Origin of the sequence: Falsiroseomonas tokyonensis (genome assembly GCF_019024325.1) — a bacterium.
Classification (GTDB): Bacteria; Pseudomonadota; Alphaproteobacteria; order Acetobacterales; family Acetobacteraceae; genus Falsiroseomonas; species Falsiroseomonas tokyonensis.
In genome coordinates this window covers 211,409-229,189 of sequence record NZ_JAFNJS010000003.1, presented here as the reverse complement: position 1 = coordinate 229,189, position 17,781 = coordinate 211,409, and the positions used below count along the sequence as shown (strand labels likewise).

18 protein-coding genes are annotated in these 17,781 nt (G+C 69.5%); 10 read left to right on the top strand and 8 right to left on the bottom strand.

Features of this window, described 5'->3' with window-relative positions:
* Positions 1-84 precede the first annotated feature (84 nt).
* From J3S20_RS11625 to J3S20_RS11615, 3 genes are read right to left on the bottom strand one after another with little or no spacing between them, the layout of a single operon-like run.
* The gene (locus tag J3S20_RS11625; protein ID WP_216836643.1) at positions 85-1,038 is read right to left on the bottom strand and encodes an ABC transporter substrate-binding protein; all 954 of its coding nucleotides are present in this window, start codon (positions 1,036-1,038) and stop codon (positions 85-87) included.
* A gap of 20 nt (positions 1,039-1,058) precedes the next feature.
* Complete coding sequence (locus tag J3S20_RS11620) at positions 1,059-1,820, bottom strand: ABC transporter permease (RefSeq protein ID WP_216836642.1); 762 nt, start codon at positions 1,818-1,820, stop codon at positions 1,059-1,061.
* Positions 1,813-2,583, bottom strand: a complete 771-nt coding sequence (locus J3S20_RS11615) for an ABC transporter ATP-binding protein (protein ID WP_246602710.1) — start codon at positions 2,581-2,583, stop codon at positions 1,813-1,815. Before J3S20_RS11615 ends, J3S20_RS11620 begins: the two co-directional genes overlap by 8 nt.
* A 114-nt stretch (positions 2,584-2,697) precedes the next feature.
* Here J3S20_RS11615 and J3S20_RS11610 point away from each other — a divergent pair, with 114 nt between their 5' ends.
* The 6 genes from J3S20_RS11610 (at position 2,698) to J3S20_RS11585 (ending at position 9,162) form a co-directional block, all read left to right on the top strand.
* Entirely contained in the window at positions 2,698-3,609 is a 912-nt protein-coding gene (locus J3S20_RS11610) for an SDR family NAD(P)-dependent oxidoreductase (protein ID WP_216836641.1), read from the top strand.
* On the top strand, positions 3,609-4,763 hold the full coding sequence (locus J3S20_RS11605; protein ID WP_216836640.1) for an acyl-CoA dehydrogenase family protein: 1,155 nt from the start codon (positions 3,609-3,611) through the stop codon (positions 4,761-4,763). The genes J3S20_RS11610 and J3S20_RS11605 overlap by 1 nt, the downstream gene beginning before the upstream one ends.
* Positions 4,760-6,799: an acetate--CoA ligase family protein gene (locus J3S20_RS11600; RefSeq protein ID WP_216836639.1), complete on the top strand. Its 2,040-nt coding sequence runs from the start codon at positions 4,760-4,762 to the stop codon at positions 6,797-6,799. Before J3S20_RS11605 ends, J3S20_RS11600 begins: the two co-directional genes overlap by 4 nt.
* Positions 6,800-6,821: 22 nt before the next feature.
* Complete coding sequence (locus J3S20_RS11595) at positions 6,822-7,634, top strand: nitroreductase family protein (RefSeq protein ID WP_216836638.1); 813 nt, start codon at positions 6,822-6,824, stop codon at positions 7,632-7,634.
* Complete coding sequence (locus tag J3S20_RS11590) at positions 7,627-8,304, top strand: NUDIX hydrolase (RefSeq protein ID WP_246602709.1); 678 nt, start codon at positions 7,627-7,629, stop codon at positions 8,302-8,304. Before J3S20_RS11595 ends, J3S20_RS11590 begins: the two co-directional genes overlap by 8 nt.
* Before the next feature lie 90 nt (positions 8,305-8,394).
* A complete protein-coding gene (locus J3S20_RS11585) occupies positions 8,395-9,162 on the top strand; it encodes a hypothetical protein (RefSeq protein ID WP_216836636.1) in 768 nt (255 codons plus the stop codon).
* A 3-nt stretch (positions 9,163-9,165) separates the two neighbouring features.
* On the opposite strand, the gene J3S20_RS11580 is transcribed toward J3S20_RS11585, so the two are convergent.
* The 5 genes from J3S20_RS11580 to J3S20_RS11560 are packed head-to-tail and all read right to left on the bottom strand — an operon-like array spanning position 9,166 to position 14,320.
* The gene (locus J3S20_RS11580; protein WP_216836635.1) at positions 9,166-10,038 is read right to left on the bottom strand and encodes an MBL fold metallo-hydrolase; all 873 of its coding nucleotides are present in this window, start codon (positions 10,036-10,038) and stop codon (positions 9,166-9,168) included.
* Positions 10,035-10,946, bottom strand: a complete 912-nt coding sequence (locus tag J3S20_RS11575) for a DMT family transporter (RefSeq protein ID WP_216836634.1) — start codon at positions 10,944-10,946, stop codon at positions 10,035-10,037. The genes J3S20_RS11580 and J3S20_RS11575 overlap by 4 nt, the downstream gene beginning before the upstream one ends.
* On the bottom strand, positions 10,946-11,890 hold the full coding sequence (locus tag J3S20_RS11570; RefSeq protein ID WP_246602708.1) for a DMT family transporter: 945 nt from the start codon (positions 11,888-11,890) through the stop codon (positions 10,946-10,948). Before J3S20_RS11570 ends, J3S20_RS11575 begins: the two co-directional genes overlap by 1 nt.
* Positions 11,883-12,716, bottom strand: a complete 834-nt coding sequence (locus J3S20_RS11565) for an FAS1-like dehydratase domain-containing protein (RefSeq protein ID WP_216836633.1) — start codon at positions 12,714-12,716, stop codon at positions 11,883-11,885. The genes J3S20_RS11570 and J3S20_RS11565 overlap by 8 nt, the downstream gene beginning before the upstream one ends.
* Entirely contained in the window at positions 12,716-14,320 is a 1,605-nt protein-coding gene (locus J3S20_RS11560) for a hypothetical protein (protein ID WP_246602707.1), read from the bottom strand. Before J3S20_RS11560 ends, J3S20_RS11565 begins: the two co-directional genes overlap by 1 nt.
* 180 nt (positions 14,321-14,500) lie before the next feature.
* On the opposite strand from J3S20_RS11560, the gene J3S20_RS11555 reads away from it, so the two are divergent.
* From J3S20_RS11555 to J3S20_RS11540, 4 genes are read left to right on the top strand one after another with little or no spacing between them, the layout of a single operon-like run.
* Complete coding sequence (locus J3S20_RS11555; protein ID WP_343215207.1) at positions 14,501-15,238, top strand: class I SAM-dependent methyltransferase; 738 nt, start codon at positions 14,501-14,503, stop codon at positions 15,236-15,238.
* 13 nt (positions 15,239-15,251) lie between these two features.
* The gene (locus tag J3S20_RS11550; protein WP_343215206.1) at positions 15,252-16,277 is read left to right on the top strand and encodes a glycosyltransferase family 2 protein; all 1,026 of its coding nucleotides are present in this window, start codon (positions 15,252-15,254) and stop codon (positions 16,275-16,277) included.
* Positions 16,274-16,624 (top strand): DMT family transporter, encoded by a 351-nt coding sequence (locus tag J3S20_RS11545; RefSeq protein ID WP_216836632.1) that lies wholly within the window; start codon positions 16,274-16,276, stop codon positions 16,622-16,624. The genes J3S20_RS11550 and J3S20_RS11545 overlap by 4 nt, the downstream gene beginning before the upstream one ends.
* A gap of 5 nt (positions 16,625-16,629) precedes the next feature.
* Entirely contained in the window at positions 16,630-17,775 is a 1,146-nt protein-coding gene (locus tag J3S20_RS11540) for an MFS transporter (RefSeq protein WP_216836631.1), read from the top strand.
* Positions 17,776-17,781 lie beyond the last annotated feature (6 nt).

The following is a 17,781-nucleotide window of genomic DNA, read 5'->3' as shown; positions in this document are numbered from 1 at the left end:
CGTCATGCCGAAGGCATGCCTCCGGCATGACGCATGGGCGGTGGGCCACATTCGTGGCCTCAACCGCCCATGCGGCCGCAGGTATCAGATCATCACGCGCCCGGAAGCGGCGGCGGCCAGCGGTTCTTTCCAGATCACCTCGGCCGGCGTCACTTCCTTGGACAGGCGGTTCATGCCGCGCAGCTGGTCGATGGCGAGCTGGATATTGCCGACGCTGTCGGGCGTCAGGTTCATCTTGTACTCGACCTTGGTCATCAGCTCCGCGATGAAGGCGCGGTCCTGGCGCAGGAAGCGGGCGACCTGGGCGGCGGCCTCGGTCGGGTTCGCGGCGATGAATTCCTGCGCCTGGATCAGCGACCGCATCAGCCGCGTCGTCGCCTCCATGTTGGACTGCGCCCAGCCCTTGTTCATGTAGACGAAGTTGCGGACGATCTGGATCTGCTCGTTGGAGACGAGGATCTTGGTGTTCGGGATGGCGCGCATGGCGCGCGTCGGCCAGGGCTCCCAGACCGCGAAGGCGTCGATATTGCCGCGCTCCAGCGCCGCCACCATCTCGGGCGCCTCGACGTTCACGATGGTATAGTCGGCCGGGTTGAGATTGAGCTTGGCGACGACGGACAGCCAGAAGGTCTCGCTGCCGGTGCCGCGGGCGACGCCGACCTTCTTGCCCTTCAGCGCCTCCATATTCTCCACATTGCGGCCGAGCACGCTGATCCAGCGCAGCAGCGCCGTGCCCTCCGCCACCGCCACCACGTTGGGGTCGACCAGATGGGCGGAGACGCCGGCCTGTTCGGCGCCATAGGCGGAGTTGATCTGGTTGCCGATCAGGAAGGCCACCATCGCGGAGCCGGAGGGGCCGGTATTCACCGTCACGTCCAGCCCGTTGCGCTGGAAGAAGCCGCCTTCGCGGGCGACGTAGTAGGGCGCGAAGGAGGGATCGACGCCGGTGGCGATGGTCATGCGCAGCGGCGCGTTCTGGGCGAAGGCCGGCGCGGCGAGTGCGGCGCCACCGGCGGCGAGAAGGGTTCGGCGAAGCATGTTCTTGTTCTCCCTGTTTGTCACATGGTCGGGTTGAAGCGGCCCGCGAAGGCGCGGATCAGCAGGCGAAACACGCGGTCCGTCGCGAAGCCCAGCAGGCCGAGCGAAATCAGCGCGACGAAGATATCCTCCACCTGCATGAACAGCCGCGCATCCCACAGCATCTTGCCTAGCCCATCATTGCTGGCCACAAGCTCCGCCGCCACGATGGTGACGAAGGCATTCGCCATCGCCAGCCGCATGCCGGTGAGGATGTAGGGCACCGTCGCCGGCAGGGCGACGAGGGCGAAGACCTGGAACTTGTTGGCGCCCAGGCATTGTGCCGCGCGAACCTTGTCCTTGCCCACGGCGCCGACGCCGGCCGCCGTCGCGATCACCACGACGAAGACGGTGGTATAGGCGATCAGGAAGATCTTGCTCTCCTCCCCGATGCCGAACCAGATCACCGCCACGGTGATCATGGCCACGGCCGGGATGAAGCGGAAAAACTCCGTCCAGGGTTCCAGCAGCAGCCGCACCGGCCGGAAACTGCCGATGGCCAGGCCGATCGGGATGCCGATGGCAGAGCCGAGGAGAAACCCCTGGATGATGCGGCGCATCGAGGCCCAGACGGATTCCTGCAGCAGCCCTTCCTCCAGCAGAACCCAGCCGCGCTCGAAGACCGGGAAGGGCGAGGGGAAGAGCACGGAGCTGACCAGGTAGCGCGATGCCAGGTGCCAGATGACGAACAGCAGCGCGAAGCCCAGCACATAGCCGATGATGGTGGCAGCGCGGCTATGCATGGGGGTGGATCTCCGCATGGATCAGCTCATGCACCTGGCGGAAGCTGGCCATGAAGGCATCGGAAGTGCGTTCACGCGGAAAGGGCAGGTCGATCGGCACCACCGCCTTCAGCGTCCCGCCCGGGCCGCGCTTCATCACGCCGACGCGGGTGGCCAGCGCGCAGGCCTCCTCGATGTCATGCGTGATGAACAGCACGGTCTTCCGGTTCTCCGACCAGATGCGCGAAAGCTCACCCTGCAGCACCGCGCGCGTCATCGCATCCAGCGCGCCGAAGGGCTCGTCCATCAGCAGCATGCGCGGGTCGTTCGCCAGCGCACGCGCGATCTGGATGCGCTGCTTCATGCCGCCGGACAGCTCCGATGGGTGCTTGTCGCCCTGGCCCTTCAGCCCGACCATGTTCAGGAAGCGGTCGGCGATGGCGCGCCTTTCGCCGCGGCCCATGCCGCGCAGGCGCAGGCCGAAGGCGATATTGTCCCGCGCCGTCAGCCAGTCATAGAGGCTGTCATGGCCCTGGAAGACCACGCCACGATCGGCGCCGGGGCCGCGCACGGGCTTGCCCTCCAGGCGGATCTGGCCGGAGGTCGGCGTATCGAAACCGGCGAGCATGTTCATCACCGTGGTCTTGCCGCAGCCGGATGTGCCCAGCAGGCAGAAGAACTCGCCCTCGGACAACTCCAGGTTGAAATCCCGCACCGCTTCATAGGCGCCGGTACGCCCGCGGAAGGTCATGCCGACCCCATCCAGCTCCACGAAGGCCACCATGTCCCCCACTTGTATCCAGGCTTGAGTTTAGGGCACCCCCGTGATGCGGCAACCCGGCTTCACGCCCCTTCCTTGGAAGATTAGAAGCGCCGTGCACGGATAGGAGGCAACAAGATGATGCTCGAAGGCAAGGTGGCGATCGTCACCGGTGCGGGCGGCGGCATTGGGCGGGAGATTGCCCTCGCCATGGCGCTGGCCGGCGCCTCCGTGGTGGTAAACGATATCGGCGCCAGCCTGACCGGCGAGGGCCCGACCTCCGCAACTCCCGGCGAGCAGACGGTGGCCATCATCCACCAGCGCGGCGGCAAGGCCGTGGCCAATACCGACAGCGTGGCGGATTGGGGTAGCGCGCAGCGGATCGTGGCGCAGGCGCTGGACGCCTTCGGCCGAATCGACATCGTGGTCAACAATGCCGGCATCCTGCGCGACCAGATCTTCCACAAGATGTCGCCCGAGGAATGGCTGGCGGTCATCAATGTGCATCTGAACGGCAGCTTCTTCGTCAGCCGTGCTGCGGCGGAGCAGTTCCGCAAGCAGGGCAGCGGCGCCTATGTGCACATGACCTCCACCTCCGGCCTCATCGGCAATTTCGGCCAGGCGAACTACTCCGCGGCCAAGCTCGGCGTGGCAGCATTGTCAAAATCCATCGCGCTGGACATGCAGCGTTTTGGCGTGCGGTCCAATTGCATCGCGCCCTTCGCCTGGTCGCGCATGACCAGCTCCATCCCCTCCTCCACGGAGGCGGAGAAGGCACGCGTCGCGCGGCTGCAGCAGATGACGCCGGACAAGAACGCGCCGCTGGCCGTGTTCCTCGCCTCCGACGCCGCCAAAGACGTCACCGGGCAGATCTTCGCGGCGCGCCACAACGAGCTGTTCCTGTTCAGCCAGCCGCGGCCGATCCGCTCCACGCACAGCGCCGGCGGCTGGACGCCGGAGGCGATCGCCGAGACCGCCCTGCCCGCCTTGCGCAGCCACTTCCTGCCGCTCGATCGCTCCGGCGACGTGTTTTCCTGGGACCCCGTCTGATGGATTTTTCGCTCACCGAGGAACAGGTCGCGTTCCAGGATTCCGTCCGCCGCTTCGCCGAACAGCACCTGGCCAAGGACGCGCTGGCCCGCGCGCATGACGAGCGCTTCCCCTGGGATGTCGCGAAGCTGATGGCCGAGAACGGCCTGTTCGGCATCATGGTGCCGGAGGAGGATGGCGGCCAGGGCGGCACGCTGTTCGATGCGATCCTCGCCATGGAGCAGATCGCCTATGTCTGCCCGCGCAGCGCCGATGTGCTGCAGGCCGGCAATTTCGGAGCGTTCCGCACCTTCGCGGAATACGCCACGCCCGACCAGAAGAAGCGCTACTTCGAGCCGCTGCTGCGCGGCGAGACCATCGCCGCCGTCGGCATGACGGAGCCCGATGCGGGCTCGGCACTGACCGACCTGAAGACCACCGCCACCAAGGTGCAGGGCGGCTATGTGCTGAACGGCGGCAAGGTCTTCACCTCCAACACCGAGGATGCCGGCGTCTTCGTCATCTACTGCCGCTTCGCCCCCGGCGTGAACGGCATCGGCTCCGTCCTGCTGGAACGCGGCATGGAGGGCTTTCGGCTCGGTCAGCCCAGCCGCTACATGAATGGCGAGACCTGGTGCGCCCTGTATTTCGACAATGTCTTCGTACCTGAGGAAAACCTGCTGCTCGGCGAAGGCGGATTTCGCAAGCAGATCTCCGGCTTCAACGTGGAGCGCGCAGGCAACACCACGCGGGCGCTGGCACTCGGCGAATACTGCTTCCGCCAGGCCAAGGCGCATGCCGAGCAGCGCAAGCAGTTCGGCCGGGCGCTGATGGAATTCCAGGGGCTGCAATGGAAGTTCGCGGAGATGCGCGTGGCGCTGGATAGCGCGCAGTTGCTGCTCTATCGCGCCGCGGTCCGCGCCAAGGGCGGGCTGCCCGATCCGCAGGACGTCGCGCTCGCAAAATACGCCTGCAACCAGGCGGGCTGGATGTGCTCGAACGAGTCCATGCAGATCATGGGCGGCACCGGCTACAGCCAGGACCTGCTGATCGAATACTGCGTGCGCAAGACGCGCGGCTGGATGATCGCCGGCGGCAGCCTCGAGATGATGAAGAACCGCATCGCCGAGGGCGTCTTCGGCCGCAGCTTTTCGCAGCGGCCGCCCAAGGCATGAGCCTCGCCCAGGCCCTGCTGAATCCGCGCCGCGTCGCGCTGATCGGCGCATCCGCCGACGAACAGCGCCTCACGGCGCGGCCGCAACGCTACCTGCGCCGCCACGGTTTTTCGGGCGAACTCTTCCCCGTGAATCCGCGGGCGGAGACGGTGCTGGGTGAGCGCGCCTATGCTTCCCTGGCGGATATCCCGGGCGACATCGACTTCGCCTATATCCTGCTCGGCACGGACAATGTGGAAGCGCAGGTCGCGGCCTGCGCAGCCCGGAAGATTCCCGTGGCCTGCGTGCTGGCCGATGGTTTCGCGGAATCCGGGCCGGAAGGCGCGGCCCTTCAGTCGCGCGTGCTGGCCGCGGCACAGGCGGGCGGAATGCGGCTGCTCGGCCCGAATTCCATGGGCATCGTCAACCTGAACGCCCGCACCGCGCTGACCACCAATGCGGCGCTGGAGGCGGAGGAGCTGCCGGCCGGGCGCGTCGCGCTGGTCTCGCAATCCGGCTCCATGATGGGCGCGCTGCTGTCGCGCGGCGCCGCGCGGGGGCTGGGCTTCTCGCATCTCGTGGGCACGGGCAACGAGGCCGATCTGACGGCGGGCGAGATCGCCTCGCTGCTGCTCGACGACCCCGATGTGGATGTCGTCGCGCTGTTCCTCGAATCGATGCGCGCGCCGGAGCAGATGGCCGCCGCCGCCGCCAAGGCGCGCGCATTGAAGAAACCGATCGTCGCGCTGAAGCTCGGCCGCAGCCCCTTTGGCGCGGAGCTCGCCACCAGCCACACCGGCGCGCTCGCCGGCAGTGATGCGGCGGCGGACGCCTTCTTCCGCGCGCATGGAATCCTCCGCGTCTCCATGCTCGAATCCCTGCTGGAATTGCCGCTGCTGGTCGCAGGCCGGCGCGCGCCGGCGCATAGTCATCGCGCCGTCAGCGTGATGACGACGACGGGCGGCGGTGGTGCGCTGGCCGTCGATGCGCTCGGCGTTCTGGGCATCGAGGCACGCAAGCCGGATGCGCATGCCGCAGCCAAGCTGGAGGCGGCAAAGTTCAACAGCCATGCGCGGCTGCTGGACCTGACGCTGGCCGGTGCGCGGCCGGATCGCGTCATGGCGGCGCTGGATGCGCTGCGCGCGGCCGACGACACCGACCTGGTGCTGGCCGTCATCGGCAGCTCGGCGCAGTTCCGTCCGAAGGATGCAGTGGCCGGCATCGTCGAGGGCACGAAGATCCCCGGCAAGCCCGTGGCGGCCTTCCTCGCGCCGCAGGCCGAGGCCTCGCTGCGCCTGCTGGCCGAGGCCGGCATCGCCGCCTTCCGCACCGCCGAGAGCGCGGCGGATTGCATCAATGCCTATTGCGCCTGGCAGGCACCGCGCGAGCTGCCCGATCCGGCCGCGCCCAGCATCACGCTGCCGGCCCAGCCGGATGAGGCGGATGCACGCCGCCTCTTCGCGGCCCTCGGCCTCGCCTCCCCCTTCGCGGTGATGCAGGACACGCCGCCCAGCGGCATGGGCTATCCTGTGGCACTCAAGATCCTCTCGCCGGATATCGCGCACAAGACGGAGGTGGGCGGCGTCGTGCTGAACCTGCCCGCTGCCGATGCGCTGCGCGAGGCCGCGGCCGCCATGCGCGCCCGCGTCGCCGCGGCGGCGCCCAGCGCGCGCATCACCGGCCTGCTGGTGCAGCAGATGCGCAAGGGCCTGGCGGAGGCGATCCTCGGCTTCCGGCGCGACCCCGAGGTGGGGCCGGTGGTGCTGCTCGGCGCCGGCGGCGTGCTGTCGGAGTTGCATCGCGACATCGCGCTGCGGCTGGCACCCGTGGATCTGGAGACAGCGCGGGAGATGATCGCGGAGGTGCGCGCGCTGAAGCCGCTGTCGGGCTGGCGCAATCTGCCGAAGGGCGATCTGGATGCGCTGGCGGAGGCGGTGGTCGCCGCCTCCCGCCTCGCCTCCGTGCCGCAGGTGGCGGAGGCGGAGATCAATCCGCTGATCGTCGGCCGGCCGGGCGAGGGTGTCACCGTGGCGGATGCCTGGGTGGTGCTGCGGTAGCTGTCATGGCAGGCTGCGGATCATGGATGCTGAAGCCCTGATCCGCGCCCGCTACGGCGCCCTGCCCTTCGCCCCGCCCGCGGAAATCCCGCCCGGCCTGGCCCTGCTGCTGGACCGGCGCGTGACGCGCAGCTACCGGCCGGATGCGGTGCCGGATGCGCTACTGGATCTGGTGCTGGCTGGCGCGCAATCGGCGCCCGCGAAATCCGACCTGCAGCAGTATTCGATCCTGGTGACGCGGGATGCGACCAAGATTGCGCAGGTGGCGGATGCGATCGGCACCATGCCCTGGATCAAGCAGGCACCGGTGCTGCTGCTGTTCTGCGGCGATATCCGCCGTGGCCGGCAGGTCTGCGACGCCCATGGTCGCACGCATGCCAATGACAGCATCGACACCTTTCTCAATGCCAGCGCGGATGCGGCGCTGGCGCTGGGCTTCTGCGTGATGGCGGCGGAAGCGGCGGGGCTCGGCACCTGCCCGATCTCCTATGTCCGCAACAACCTCGCGCTGGTGCAGCAGCTGTTCGGCCTGCCGGAAGGCGTGTTTCCGCTGGCCGGGCTGACGCTGGGCTTCCCCGCGCGGCGCAACGAGACCTCGCCGCGCCTGCCGCCCTCGGTGGTGGTGCATCGCGAGACCTATGACGACAGCGGCCTCGCCGCCGCCCTGCCCGCCTATGACGCGCTGCGCCCACCCGGCAAGCCGCGCTATCCGGAGGTGCATGGTGCGAAGCCGGAAGGCTGCACTTGGTCCGAAAATGCGGCGCGGCAATTGTCCGTGCCCGAGCGCGCGAATTTCCGCGCCTGGCTGGCGACGAGGGGCATTAACCTTGGCTGACGCAACGGCCGACAATCCCGGCGGCACCGGCGACCTGGTGCCCACCCCGCGCAAGCGCACCGTGGTGCCGCGCCATGCGGCGAGCCTGATCGTCTGGCGGCAAGGTTCGGGCGAGCCCGAGATCCTGATGGGCATGCGCCACGCCAAGCACAAGTTCATGCCGAGCATCCTGGTGTTTCCGGGTGGTCGGGTGGATCGCGCGGATCATGGCGTGAAGGCGCTGTCCGAGATGAAGCCCGAAACCTTCGGGCTGCTGGCACATCGGGCGAAGCCATCCCTGGCGCGCGCGCTGGGCGTTGCGGCGGCGCGCGAATTGTACGAGGAGACCGGGCTGCTGCTGGGCGAGATGAAGGGGCAGCGCCTGCTCGCCGATCTCGCGCCGCTGGACTACCTCTGCCGCGCCGTCACGCCGACCACCCGCAGCATGCGCTTCAACGCCCGCTTCCTGATCGCCCCGGCGGAGGCCGTACGCGGCGAGATCGGCGGGTCCGGGGAGCTGGAGGGTCTGGACTGGTATCCGCTGAGCCAGGCACGCGCGGCGAAGCTCGCCGATATCACGGCGAAGATCCTGACCGAATTCGCCGAATGGCTGGAGGTGCCGGCGGAGAAGCGGGCGGAGCGGCCGCGCATCGTCTTCCGCGGGCAGGACAACCGGATGAGCGACGGCTGAGACGCCTTCACGAGAGTGTGCGGAAGGGGCGCTGCCTGGACACCATGTGCCGTTAACTTAGTATACTTTGGCAGAGCGTCGGAGCACGGCATGTCCAGCACGATCACGGTCCTCGACCCCATCAGCGGGGAGGTGGACTATGAATGGGTCCCCTACGACACCGGTGTGGAGCTGCTGCCGCAATCCGCAACTGATTATGATCTGTCGGATGCGCATCCCTGGGCGCGCTACAGCATCCAGAACAACATCATTGTTGACGGCACGATCGAGCAGACGCGGCTCACGGATGTGGAAATCCTGATGGATGACGGCAGTAGCCAGTTGCTGCACATCACCTATTTCGACACCTACGAATTTCGTGGCAGCGAGACCTATACGGTTAAGGACGCTCAGGGCCGAACCATTTCCGTTAGCCAGTTCAACCTCGTCCCCCCGCTCGGTCCGCCCATCGAGGATGTCTTCGCTTTCCGGCAGCAGAGCATTGTCTATGACGCCGCCAGCGGCCGCACAGACTTCATCTCCACCCTCGGCCTGGACGGCACCCGCGAATCCATCGACTACGATGTCGCCACAAACCAGCGCGACTACGTCTATATCCAGCAGGCCAATGGCGGCACGGTCAGCGAGGACTACAACTCCGCCAATGGCGTGCTGGACTACCGCCGCACCACCGGCACGGATGGCAGAAGCCTGGACCAGGATTACGACAGCCAGGGCCGGCTGGACTATGCGGTGGAGCACCTGGCGGATGGCCGGATGCGCGTCACCGACTACGACCTGCTGAACCAGCACGACTGGACTAGCTACAGCATCCTCTACGCCGCCTCCGGCGCGATCCAGACGGTGACGGTGTTGTAGGATTCAGCGCGGCTCGAAGCTTTCCCCGTCCCGCAGGGCCTGCCCCTCGGCCGCCAGCTTGATCAGATGCGCCAGCAGGCTGCGCGCCGCCGCCGGCACCAGCCGTGGCTCCAGCACCGGGCCATAGACTTGCGGCACCAGCTCCAGCGCCGTGGCGCGGCGGGCGGCGCGCAGCGCGTCCAGCACCTTCGCCTCGCGTTCCAGCCGATGCGCCGCGAGCGCCGCGACGAAGGGCGCGGGGTTCGGCAGGGGCGGGCCGTGGCCAGGCAGATAGAGGCTCGCCTCCCGTGCCGCCAGTTTTCCCAGCGAGTCCATATAGGCCGCCATGTCGCCATCCGGCGGGCTGACGACCGTGGTGGACCAGCTCATCACATGGTCGGCGGAAAACACCACGCCATCCTCCCGCGCGAAGCACAGGTGGTTGGCGCAATGGCCGGGCGTGTGGAGCGCGGTCAGGCGGAAATCGTCGCCTTCCAGCATCTCGCCATCGGCCAGCGTCACATCGGGCCGGAAGTCATGGTCGCCGCCCTCCCCGCCCTGCTCAGGCGGCGTCAGGTGCGGGCCGAAGCCGTAGCTGCGCGCGCCGGTGGCCGCCTGCAGCGCGGCGACGCCGGGCGAGTGGTCGCGATGGGTGTGGCTGACCAGGATATGCGTGATGGTCTCGCCCTGCGTCGCGCGCAGGATGGTCTCCAGCTGCGTCGCATCTGCCGGGCCGGGGTCCAGCACCGCCACCCGCCCGCGGCCGATCAGATAGGTATTGGTGCCGCGCCAGGTGAAGGGGCCGGGATTGTCGCAGAGGATGCGCCGCACGCCGGGTGCCACCTGCACCGCCTGCCCCGGTCGCAGCGCGTCGTCCCGCAGGAAGGGGATGCTCATCGTTTCCGTCCTCGCAGCACGATCTCGCGGTGCATGATGTAGAGGCTGGCCAGCACGATCGCCAAGGCGCCCGCCAGAGTCGCCAGCCCCGGCACATCGCCGAAGACGATCCAGCCGAACAGCACCGCCCAGAGCAGTGCCGAATAGGAATAGGGCGCGAGGAAGCTGACCTGCGCGCTGGCCCAGGCCTCCGTCAGCAGGGTCTGCGCCGCGCCGCCGATCAGCCCGATGGCGACCAGCATCAGCAGGTCCATGACGCTCGGCGTCACCCAGACGAAGGGCAGCCAGAACAGGCTGAAGAAGGTCATCAGCAGCGACTGCCACAGCACGATGGTGCCCGAGGATTCAGTGGCCGATAGCGTGCGCACCAGCATGGTGGTGCCGGCGGAGAACATCCCATGCGCCAGAGCCGCAAGGATGCCCCAGCGCGCCGCGCCGCCGAAATCCCCGGTGAAGGCGCCCTGCCCCAGCGCGATCACGACGATGCCGCAGAAGCCCGCCACCACCGCGCCACCGCGATGGATGCCCACCTTCTCCCCCAGCAGCGGGATCGACAGCAGGGTCACGAACAACGGCGTCGTGTTGGTCAGCGCCGTATGCTCGGCCAGCGGCAGATGCGCCAGCGCATAGAAGGAACAGGCCTGCGCCGCCGTGCCCGTCATCGCGCGCAGCACATGGCCGGGGAAGCGCCGGGTGCGCAGCGCGCCCGCCAGGTCGCCGCGCAGGCCGATGCGGCGCACCACGATCAGCACCACCACGGGCAGGGCGAAGAAGCTGCGGAAGAACATCTGCTCGAGGAAATGGACGCGGCCGGCCAGGTCCTTCACCAGCACGCTCATCCCCGCGAACAGGGCGCAGGCCAGCAGCATGAAGACCACGCCGCGCTTGGGATCGTGACGGAGCGCCATCAGCGCGCCCCCATCGCCGCAGCGGCGCGATCCTCGCGACGCCGCACCTGCTCCCGATGCAGGTTGTACAGCCCCGCCCCGATGACGACGACGGCACCCGCCAGCGTGTTCCAGGCCGGCACCTCCGCCCAGATCACGAAGCCCAGCACCCCGCCCCAGAGCAGCGTGGTGTATTCATAGGGGGCGAGGGCCGAGACCGGCGCGATGGCGAAGGCGCGCGAGAACAGCAGATGCGCGCAGCCATTCGCCATGCCGAGGAAGGCGAGGCAGACGAAGATGTCCCAGCGCGGCACCAGCGGCCCCAGCGGCGGGAACACCGGCAACAGCAGAAACCCCACCGGCACATGTGCCGCCAGCAGCCAGAAGGCGATGGTCTGCGGCGTATCGGTGGCCGCCAGCACGCGGGTCCAGATCCGCGTCAGGCCGAGCGTCGCTGCACCCGCCAGCAACATCGCCGCCTCCCAACGCCACAGCTCGCCGCCGGGCTGCAGGATGATCATCACGCCGGCGAAGCCGACGCAGGTGCTGGTCCAGCGCCGCCAGCCCACCTTCTCCCCCAGCAGCGGGATGGCCAGCAGCGTCATGATCAGCGGCGCGGCGGCATTCACGGCGTAGGAGGCGCCGAGCGGGAAGGCGTTGAACCAGGCCAGGTAGAAGGCCACCGTCACCACGCAATGCAGGCAGGACCGCAGCGCCAGCAGCGGCTTGCGCACCGGGCGCAGCCCGCGCCCGCGCGACAGCAGGGCGATGGCCAGCATGCCGAAGACGCCGCGCCAGATCATGGCCACCGCCACGCCCACCTCCGGCAGGGCCCATTTCACCGCGGCATCGGCGGCGGAGATCACGGTATAGCCGGCGACGATGATGGCGATGCCGCGCAGCGTGTTCTGGGTCAGCGGCAGCAGCGGGCGCGCTGCCGCCGTGCCGGTTTGTCGGTCAGCCAACCGCCGGGGCCAGTACCGCTTCGGCTTGCATGCAGGTGGCGCCGGTTTCGTCGCGGGTTTCCAGCATCACCTGCTCGCCCTCGATCTTCGCCAGCACCGTCAGGCGGCGCCCGTCGAAGGCCGGACGGCGGCCGCGGAAGGCGAAGCTGTGCAGGCGCTGGCCCGGCGCATGGTCCAGCGCGTGCTGCGCCATCAGCGTCGCCTGCAGCGGGCCATGCACGACGAGGCCGGGATAGCCCTCCTCGCCGGTCACATAGGGGTGGTCGTAATGGATGCGGTGGCCATTGCCGGTCAGCGCGGAGTAGCGGAACAGCATGACGGGGTCCGGCAGCACCGTAGTCGTGGCGGCGCCTGGCCAATCGGGCGCCGCCTGGCCGGGCTTCACCGCGGCGCCCTCCGCCCCGCGATAGACGATGTCCTGCTCCTCCTCCACCGCCAGGCCGGCGGGGCCGTGCAGCAGATGGGCGACGGTGACGAAGACCAGCCGGCCGGAGCCGCCGGATTTTTCCTCGACCTTCAGGATGGTGCTGGTGCGGGTGACGATGTCATCGGCCCGCAGCGCCACGGGGTGGAAGCGCAGCCTTCCGCCGGCCCACATGCGGCGCGGCAGGTCGTGCACCGGCGGCAGGAAGCCGCCGCGCTTCGGGTGGCCGTCCGGGCCCACCTGGTCCGGCATCACCCAGTCCTGGAAGAACATCCAGTGCCAGAGCGGCGGCAGTTCCTCCGGCGCCGGCCGCCCCAGCGTGGCGGCCATGCCGCGCAGCAGCCGCGGGTCCAGCCGGTCCTCGCGCGTCTCGCTGCGGCCGACGTAATCCTGATGCGACATCAATCCTCACGCAGGTAGAGAAGATAGGCGTTCATGTGCACCACCCGCGTATAATGCCGCCAGGTCTCGGCGAAGGCGGGGTGGCGGGAGAAGTAGGCGATCGGGTCGAAATCCTCTGCCCCGCAGCGCGGGATGCCCGAATTCTTCGCCACCAGCACGGCGCCCGGCGGCGCGCGCGCGAAGTCCTCGGCCACGGTGCGATAGACCAAAAATTCGGGGCGGGACATCTCCCAGGGCTCGCGATAGCGCGGGGCACCCTCGGGGCAGTCGGGATAGGCGCCGATCAGCAGCCACAGGTTCATGGTCCGCAGGGTGGAGCGGGCGCGGGCATAGTTCAGCGCCGGATAGACCGGGTAGATATCGGGCGAGAGCACCAGCAGCCGCTCCCCGGCCACCTCCCGCTTCAGCGTGGCGGTCAGTTGGCCTTCCGCGAGCGTCCCGTACCAGATCTGCCGCCAGGGGCTTTCGCCGCGCACATGCACCGCGGCCACCGCCACCACCAGGGCCAGGGCGAGCACCGGCGCAGCCTGTTCAGCGCGGCCGGCGGGCAGGGCGCGGTCGAACCAGCGGGCGACGATCCAGCCGGCCATCAGCGCGGTCGCCATGGCCATGGGCACCACATGGTAGGACCAGCCCTTGTGCTGCACCCAGGCGGAGAGGAAGCCGCCAATGCCCACCACCGCCAGCATCCGCGCCGGCACGCCGGCGCCGCGCCAGGCGAGCATCGACAGCACCGCCAGCAGCGCCAGCAGCGCCGCGCCCAACTTGTCCGTGAAGATCACGTTGAACAGGCCGATGCCGCCGTTGGACAGGTAGAAATCCATCACCAGCGGTACGACGAAGCCCAGATAATCCGGGAAGAAGACCGGCAGGCTGGCAAGGTACAGCGCCCAGATCGCGGCCATCAGCCAGGGCAGCCGGTCCCGCAGCGCCGCGGCGGGGCCGCGATGGACCAACACCAGCGCCTCGACCAGCGCCGGCACCGCCAGGAAATGCGGCTTCAAAGCGAAACCCAGCGCGGCGGCAATGGTCACCGTCAGGCCCAGGCCGCGTGAGGTGGCGATGCCCTGCGCCCGGCGCGCCGCCAGCAGCGCGTAGGGTAGCGCGAACAGCGCCATCAGGTGTTCCCGCTGCCCCACATCATAGGCCACCATCACCAGGACCAGCGGGATCAGCGCATCCAACACGGCCCGTTCCACCGGGCCTTCCTCGATCCCCTGGCGCAGCCGTAGGCAGAGCCGCCAGGACAGGACCAGCAACCCCACCACGCAGAGCAGCCAGGACTGGACGATGTCGAGCGGGCTGATCCGGTCGATCACCGCCGGGATGGCGGTCAGCACGAAGATCAGCGGCGGGTTCACGTCGATCAGGTCGCGGAACAGGGATTCGCCGGCCACCCAGCGCTCGGCGAAGTTCAGGATGGCGGCGACGTCGTGGTTCAGGGGCGGCGTCAGCACCATCAGGAAGAAGGCCAGCGCCGGCAGCAGGGCGAGCACGCGCAGCAGCCGCGCCCGGGTCGCCGGCACGGCGGGGCTGAACAGGCGCGGCACGGGCGCCGCCTCAGCCAGGGGCAGGGCCTGCTTGGGGCGGGGCTTCGGGGTCATCGGAAGGCTCACGGCGGCCGCATCCTCGGCGGGCTTTGGTTAAGGTGCAACCGCATTGCGGCGCGCATGCGGCAGGGCTGCCCCGCGAGTCGACAGTTCGCCTCGCGGCGGAAGGCACGCGCCGCCTTACGGCGGACGCCGGGCCGCCTTGCCGTCGCCCCGATGCGGCGTCACAAGAGCGTGGTGGAACCCGCAGAATACGAATTGATGGACGCGGCCGAGGACGGCATGTGGTGGTTCCGGGCCGCCCATGCCCGGGTCCTCGATGCCCTTCGCACCCGCCCCGGCGCCGCCGGGCCCGTGCTCGATGCCGGCTGCGGCACGGGCGGCTTCCTGCTGCGCCTGGCGCAGCAGCTGCCGGAACGGCCGGCCTTCGGGCTGGAATACATGGCCGATGCGGCGCGCCGCGCGGTGCAGAAATCCGGCCGCCCGGTCACCGCCGGCGATGCCAATGCCCTGCCCTTCCCCGATGCCAGCTTCGGCGCCGCCGTCTCCATCGACGTGATCTGCCATGCCGGGGTGGACCCGGCGCGCGGCATGGCGGAGTTGCACCGGGTACTGCGGCCCGGCGGCACGGTGGTGCTGAACCTGCCGGCCTATGAATGGCTGCGCAGCGCGCATGATGCCCGCGTCCACACCGCCCGCCGCTACACCGCCGGCAGCGCCCGCGCCCTGCTGGAGCAGGCGGGCTTCACGGGTATTTCCACCCGCTACTGGAACGGCCTGCTGCTGCCGCTGATGGCCCTGCAACGCAAGGTGCTGCAGGCGCGGGAGGATGCCCCCAGCGACGTGACCCACTTCCCCCCCTGGATCGACAAGACCCTGCACGCCGTCTCGGAGATCGAGCGGCGGATCGGCGGCGCCGGCATCCCCATGCCTGGCGGCGGATCCGTCCTTGTCATCGGCACGCGGCCCTGACGGAGAATGCGACGTGACTGAGATCCTCGCCCGGCCCCTGGGGGCTTTCGAAGCCGATCTGGAGGCGGGCCTGTCCTCCGGCAGTGCCCCCGTCGGCCTGTCCATCGTCGTGCCGGTCTATCGCGGCGCCGCCACGGTGGGCGCGCTGGTCGAGGCGCTGTCCGCGCTGCGCCCGGCCGGCGGGCTCGAGATCATCCTGGTGAACGATGGCAGCCCGGACAATTCCGGCGAAGTCTGCCGGGCGCTCGCCGAAAGCGCCACCGTACCGCTGGTCTATGTCGAGCATGCCCGCAACTTCGGCGAGCACAACGCCGTCATGTCCGGCCTGCGCCAGGCCCGCGGCGCCTTCGTCATCACCATGGATGACGACCTGCAGAACCCGCCGGAGGAGGTCATCCGCCTGTATGATCATGCCCGCCTCGGCGGCTGGGACGTGGTCTATACCCGCTACGCCAAGAAGGAGCATGAGGGCTGGCGCAACCTGGGCAGCCGCTTCGCCAATGGCGTGGCGGACCTGCTGCTGGACAAGCCGAAGGGCCTCTACCTCTCCTCCTTCCGCTGCATGTCCGCGCTCGCGGTGCGGGAAGTCGCCAGGTACTCCGGCCCCTACCCCTATGTGGACGGGTTGCTGATGCAGGTGACGCAGCGGCTGGACAGCATCGAGGTGAAGCACCTGCCCCGCGCCGAGGGGCGGTCCAACTACACGCTGAAGCGGCTGGTGCTGCTCTGGCTGAACCTCGCCACCAACTTCTCCGTCCTGCCGCTGCGCATGGCGATCCTGGCCGGTGCCGCCATGGGCGTGCTCGGGCTGATCGCCGCCGCCATCGTGATCTTCGAGGGGCTGCGCGGGGAAACCCCCTCCGGCTGGGCCTCGATGATGACGGTGACGCTGCTGGTCGCCGGCGTGCAGTTCCTGATCCTGGGCGTGCTGGGCGAATATGTCGGCCGCGCCTTCCTCTCGGCCAATGGCAAGCCGCAGGGCGTGGTGCGCGACGTGGTGCGGGGCGGTGAACAGGCTGGTGGGGGGACGGCGCGGTGATCACCGCCTGGGCGACGCTGGCCGCCGCCATCACCACCTCCCTCATCGGCCAGATCCTGCTGAAGGCTGGCGCCTCCGGCTCCGTCGCGGCGGAAGCGGGCTTCGTCGACCAGCTGTTCCGCTGGCAGACGATTGTCGGGCTCGGCTGCTACGGCGGCGCGGCGCTGCTCTACATCATTGCGCTGCGAAAGATCCCGATGTCGGTGGCGCTGCCCTGCACGGCGGCCAGCTACGTGGTCATCGCGCTGATCGGCTGGTCGGTCTTCGGGGAAAGCCTGGGGCCGGCCAAGATGATGGCGATCGGCCTGATCTCGGCCGGCGTGGTGCTGCTCGCCACCACGGCGTGAGGGCGATGCGGCCGAGCCTGGTCCTGGCCGCGCTCGGCGTCACGCAGATCCTCGGCTGGGGCACCGCCTATTTCCTGCCCGGTGTGCTGGGGCCGGCCATGGAGCGGGACCTCGGCCTGCCGGCCGGCGGCGCCTTTCTCGGCATCGCCATCCTGCTCGGCCTGGCGGGGCTGCTTTCGCCCATCGTCGGGCGGGCGATCGACCGCTACGGCGCCCGGGTCGCCACCGCCTGCGGGTCGCTGGCCTTCGCCGCGGGGCTGGTGCTGCTGGCCCTGGCGCAGGGGCCGGTGCTGGCGGTGGTGTCCTGCCTGGTGATGGGCCTGGCCGGCGCCCTGGCGCTGACCGAGGCCGCCAATGCCGCGCTCGCCACGCTGGGGGCGGAGGGCGCGCGGCGGCGGCTCGGGCTGCTGGCGCTGGCCTCGGGCCTCTCCTCCGCCGTCACCTGGCCGGCGCTGGCGGCGCTGGAAGCCGCCTTCGGCTGGCGCGGCGCGGTGCTGGCCTCGGCCGCGGCGCATCTGCTGGTGGCGCTGCCGCTGCACTGGATCTGCATCCCGGCCGCGCCGCGCGGCGCCCGGCCGGCGAAGCTGCCCGGCGGGCGACTGCCGGCCCGGCTGCGCTGGCTTTCCGCTGCCTTCACCGTGCAGACCCTGGTCGGCAGCGCCATCCTGGCGAATATGGTGCTGCTGGTGCAGGCGCTGGGCATGGACCGCGCCAGCGCCATCTGGTGGGCGGCGCTGGTCGGGCCGGCGCAGGTGGCGGCGCGGGCGCTGGATGTGCTGGGCGGGTCGCGTTTCAGCGCCGTGACCACCGCCTCCGCCGCGCTGCTGCTGATTCCGCTCGCTTTGCTGCTGCCGTTGGTGGCGCCGCTGGGCATCGCGGTGGCGGCGCCGGTCTTCGTGCTGACCTATGGCCTGGCCTCCGGCATCATGTCCGTCATGCGCCCGGCCTGCGTGATCGAACTGCATGGCACGGAAGGCTACGCCACGGTCGCCGGGCGGGTGATGGCCCCGGTGACGGGGGCCATGGCGATCGCGCCCGGCATCTTCGCCCCGCTGCTGGTGGCGTTGGGCGCCCAGGCGGCGCTGGCGGTGGCGGCGGTGGCCATGCTGGGCGGCTTCGCGCTGCTGCGGGTGGCGGCGCGGATGCGCTAGGCTGCA

Coding starts and splice junctions, on each gene's coding strand:
- J3S20_RS11625 (WP_216836643.1), bottom strand. CDS start 1,038: ATGCTTCGCCGAACCCTTCTCGCCGCCGGTGGCGCCGCACTCGCCGCG.
- J3S20_RS11620 (WP_216836642.1), bottom strand. CDS start 1,820: ATGCATAGCCGCGCTGCCACCATCATCGGCTATGTGCTGGGCTTCGCG.
- J3S20_RS11615 (WP_246602710.1), bottom strand. CDS start 2,583: ATGGTGGCCTTCGTGGAGCTGGATGGGGTCGGCATGACCTTCCGCGGG.
- J3S20_RS11610 (WP_216836641.1), top strand. CDS start 2,698: ATGATGCTCGAAGGCAAGGTGGCGATCGTCACCGGTGCGGGCGGCGGC.
- J3S20_RS11605 (WP_216836640.1), top strand. CDS start 3,609: ATGGATTTTTCGCTCACCGAGGAACAGGTCGCGTTCCAGGATTCCGTC.
- J3S20_RS11600 (WP_216836639.1), top strand. CDS start 4,760: ATGAGCCTCGCCCAGGCCCTGCTGAATCCGCGCCGCGTCGCGCTGATC.
- J3S20_RS11595 (WP_216836638.1), top strand. CDS start 6,822: ATGGATGCTGAAGCCCTGATCCGCGCCCGCTACGGCGCCCTGCCCTTC.
- J3S20_RS11585 (WP_216836636.1), top strand. CDS start 8,395: ATGTCCAGCACGATCACGGTCCTCGACCCCATCAGCGGGGAGGTGGAC.
- J3S20_RS11580 (WP_216836635.1), bottom strand. CDS start 10,038: ATGAGCATCCCCTTCCTGCGGGACGACGCGCTGCGACCGGGGCAGGCG.
- J3S20_RS11575 (WP_216836634.1), bottom strand. CDS start 10,946: ATGGCGCTCCGTCACGATCCCAAGCGCGGCGTGGTCTTCATGCTGCTG.
- J3S20_RS11565 (WP_216836633.1), bottom strand. CDS start 12,716: ATGTCGCATCAGGATTACGTCGGCCGCAGCGAGACGCGCGAGGACCGG.
- J3S20_RS11560 (WP_246602707.1), bottom strand. CDS start 14,320: ATGACCCCGAAGCCCCGCCCCAAGCAGGCCCTGCCCCTGGCTGAGGCG.
- J3S20_RS11540 (WP_216836631.1), top strand. CDS start 16,630: ATGCGGCCGAGCCTGGTCCTGGCCGCGCTCGGCGTCACGCAGATCCTC.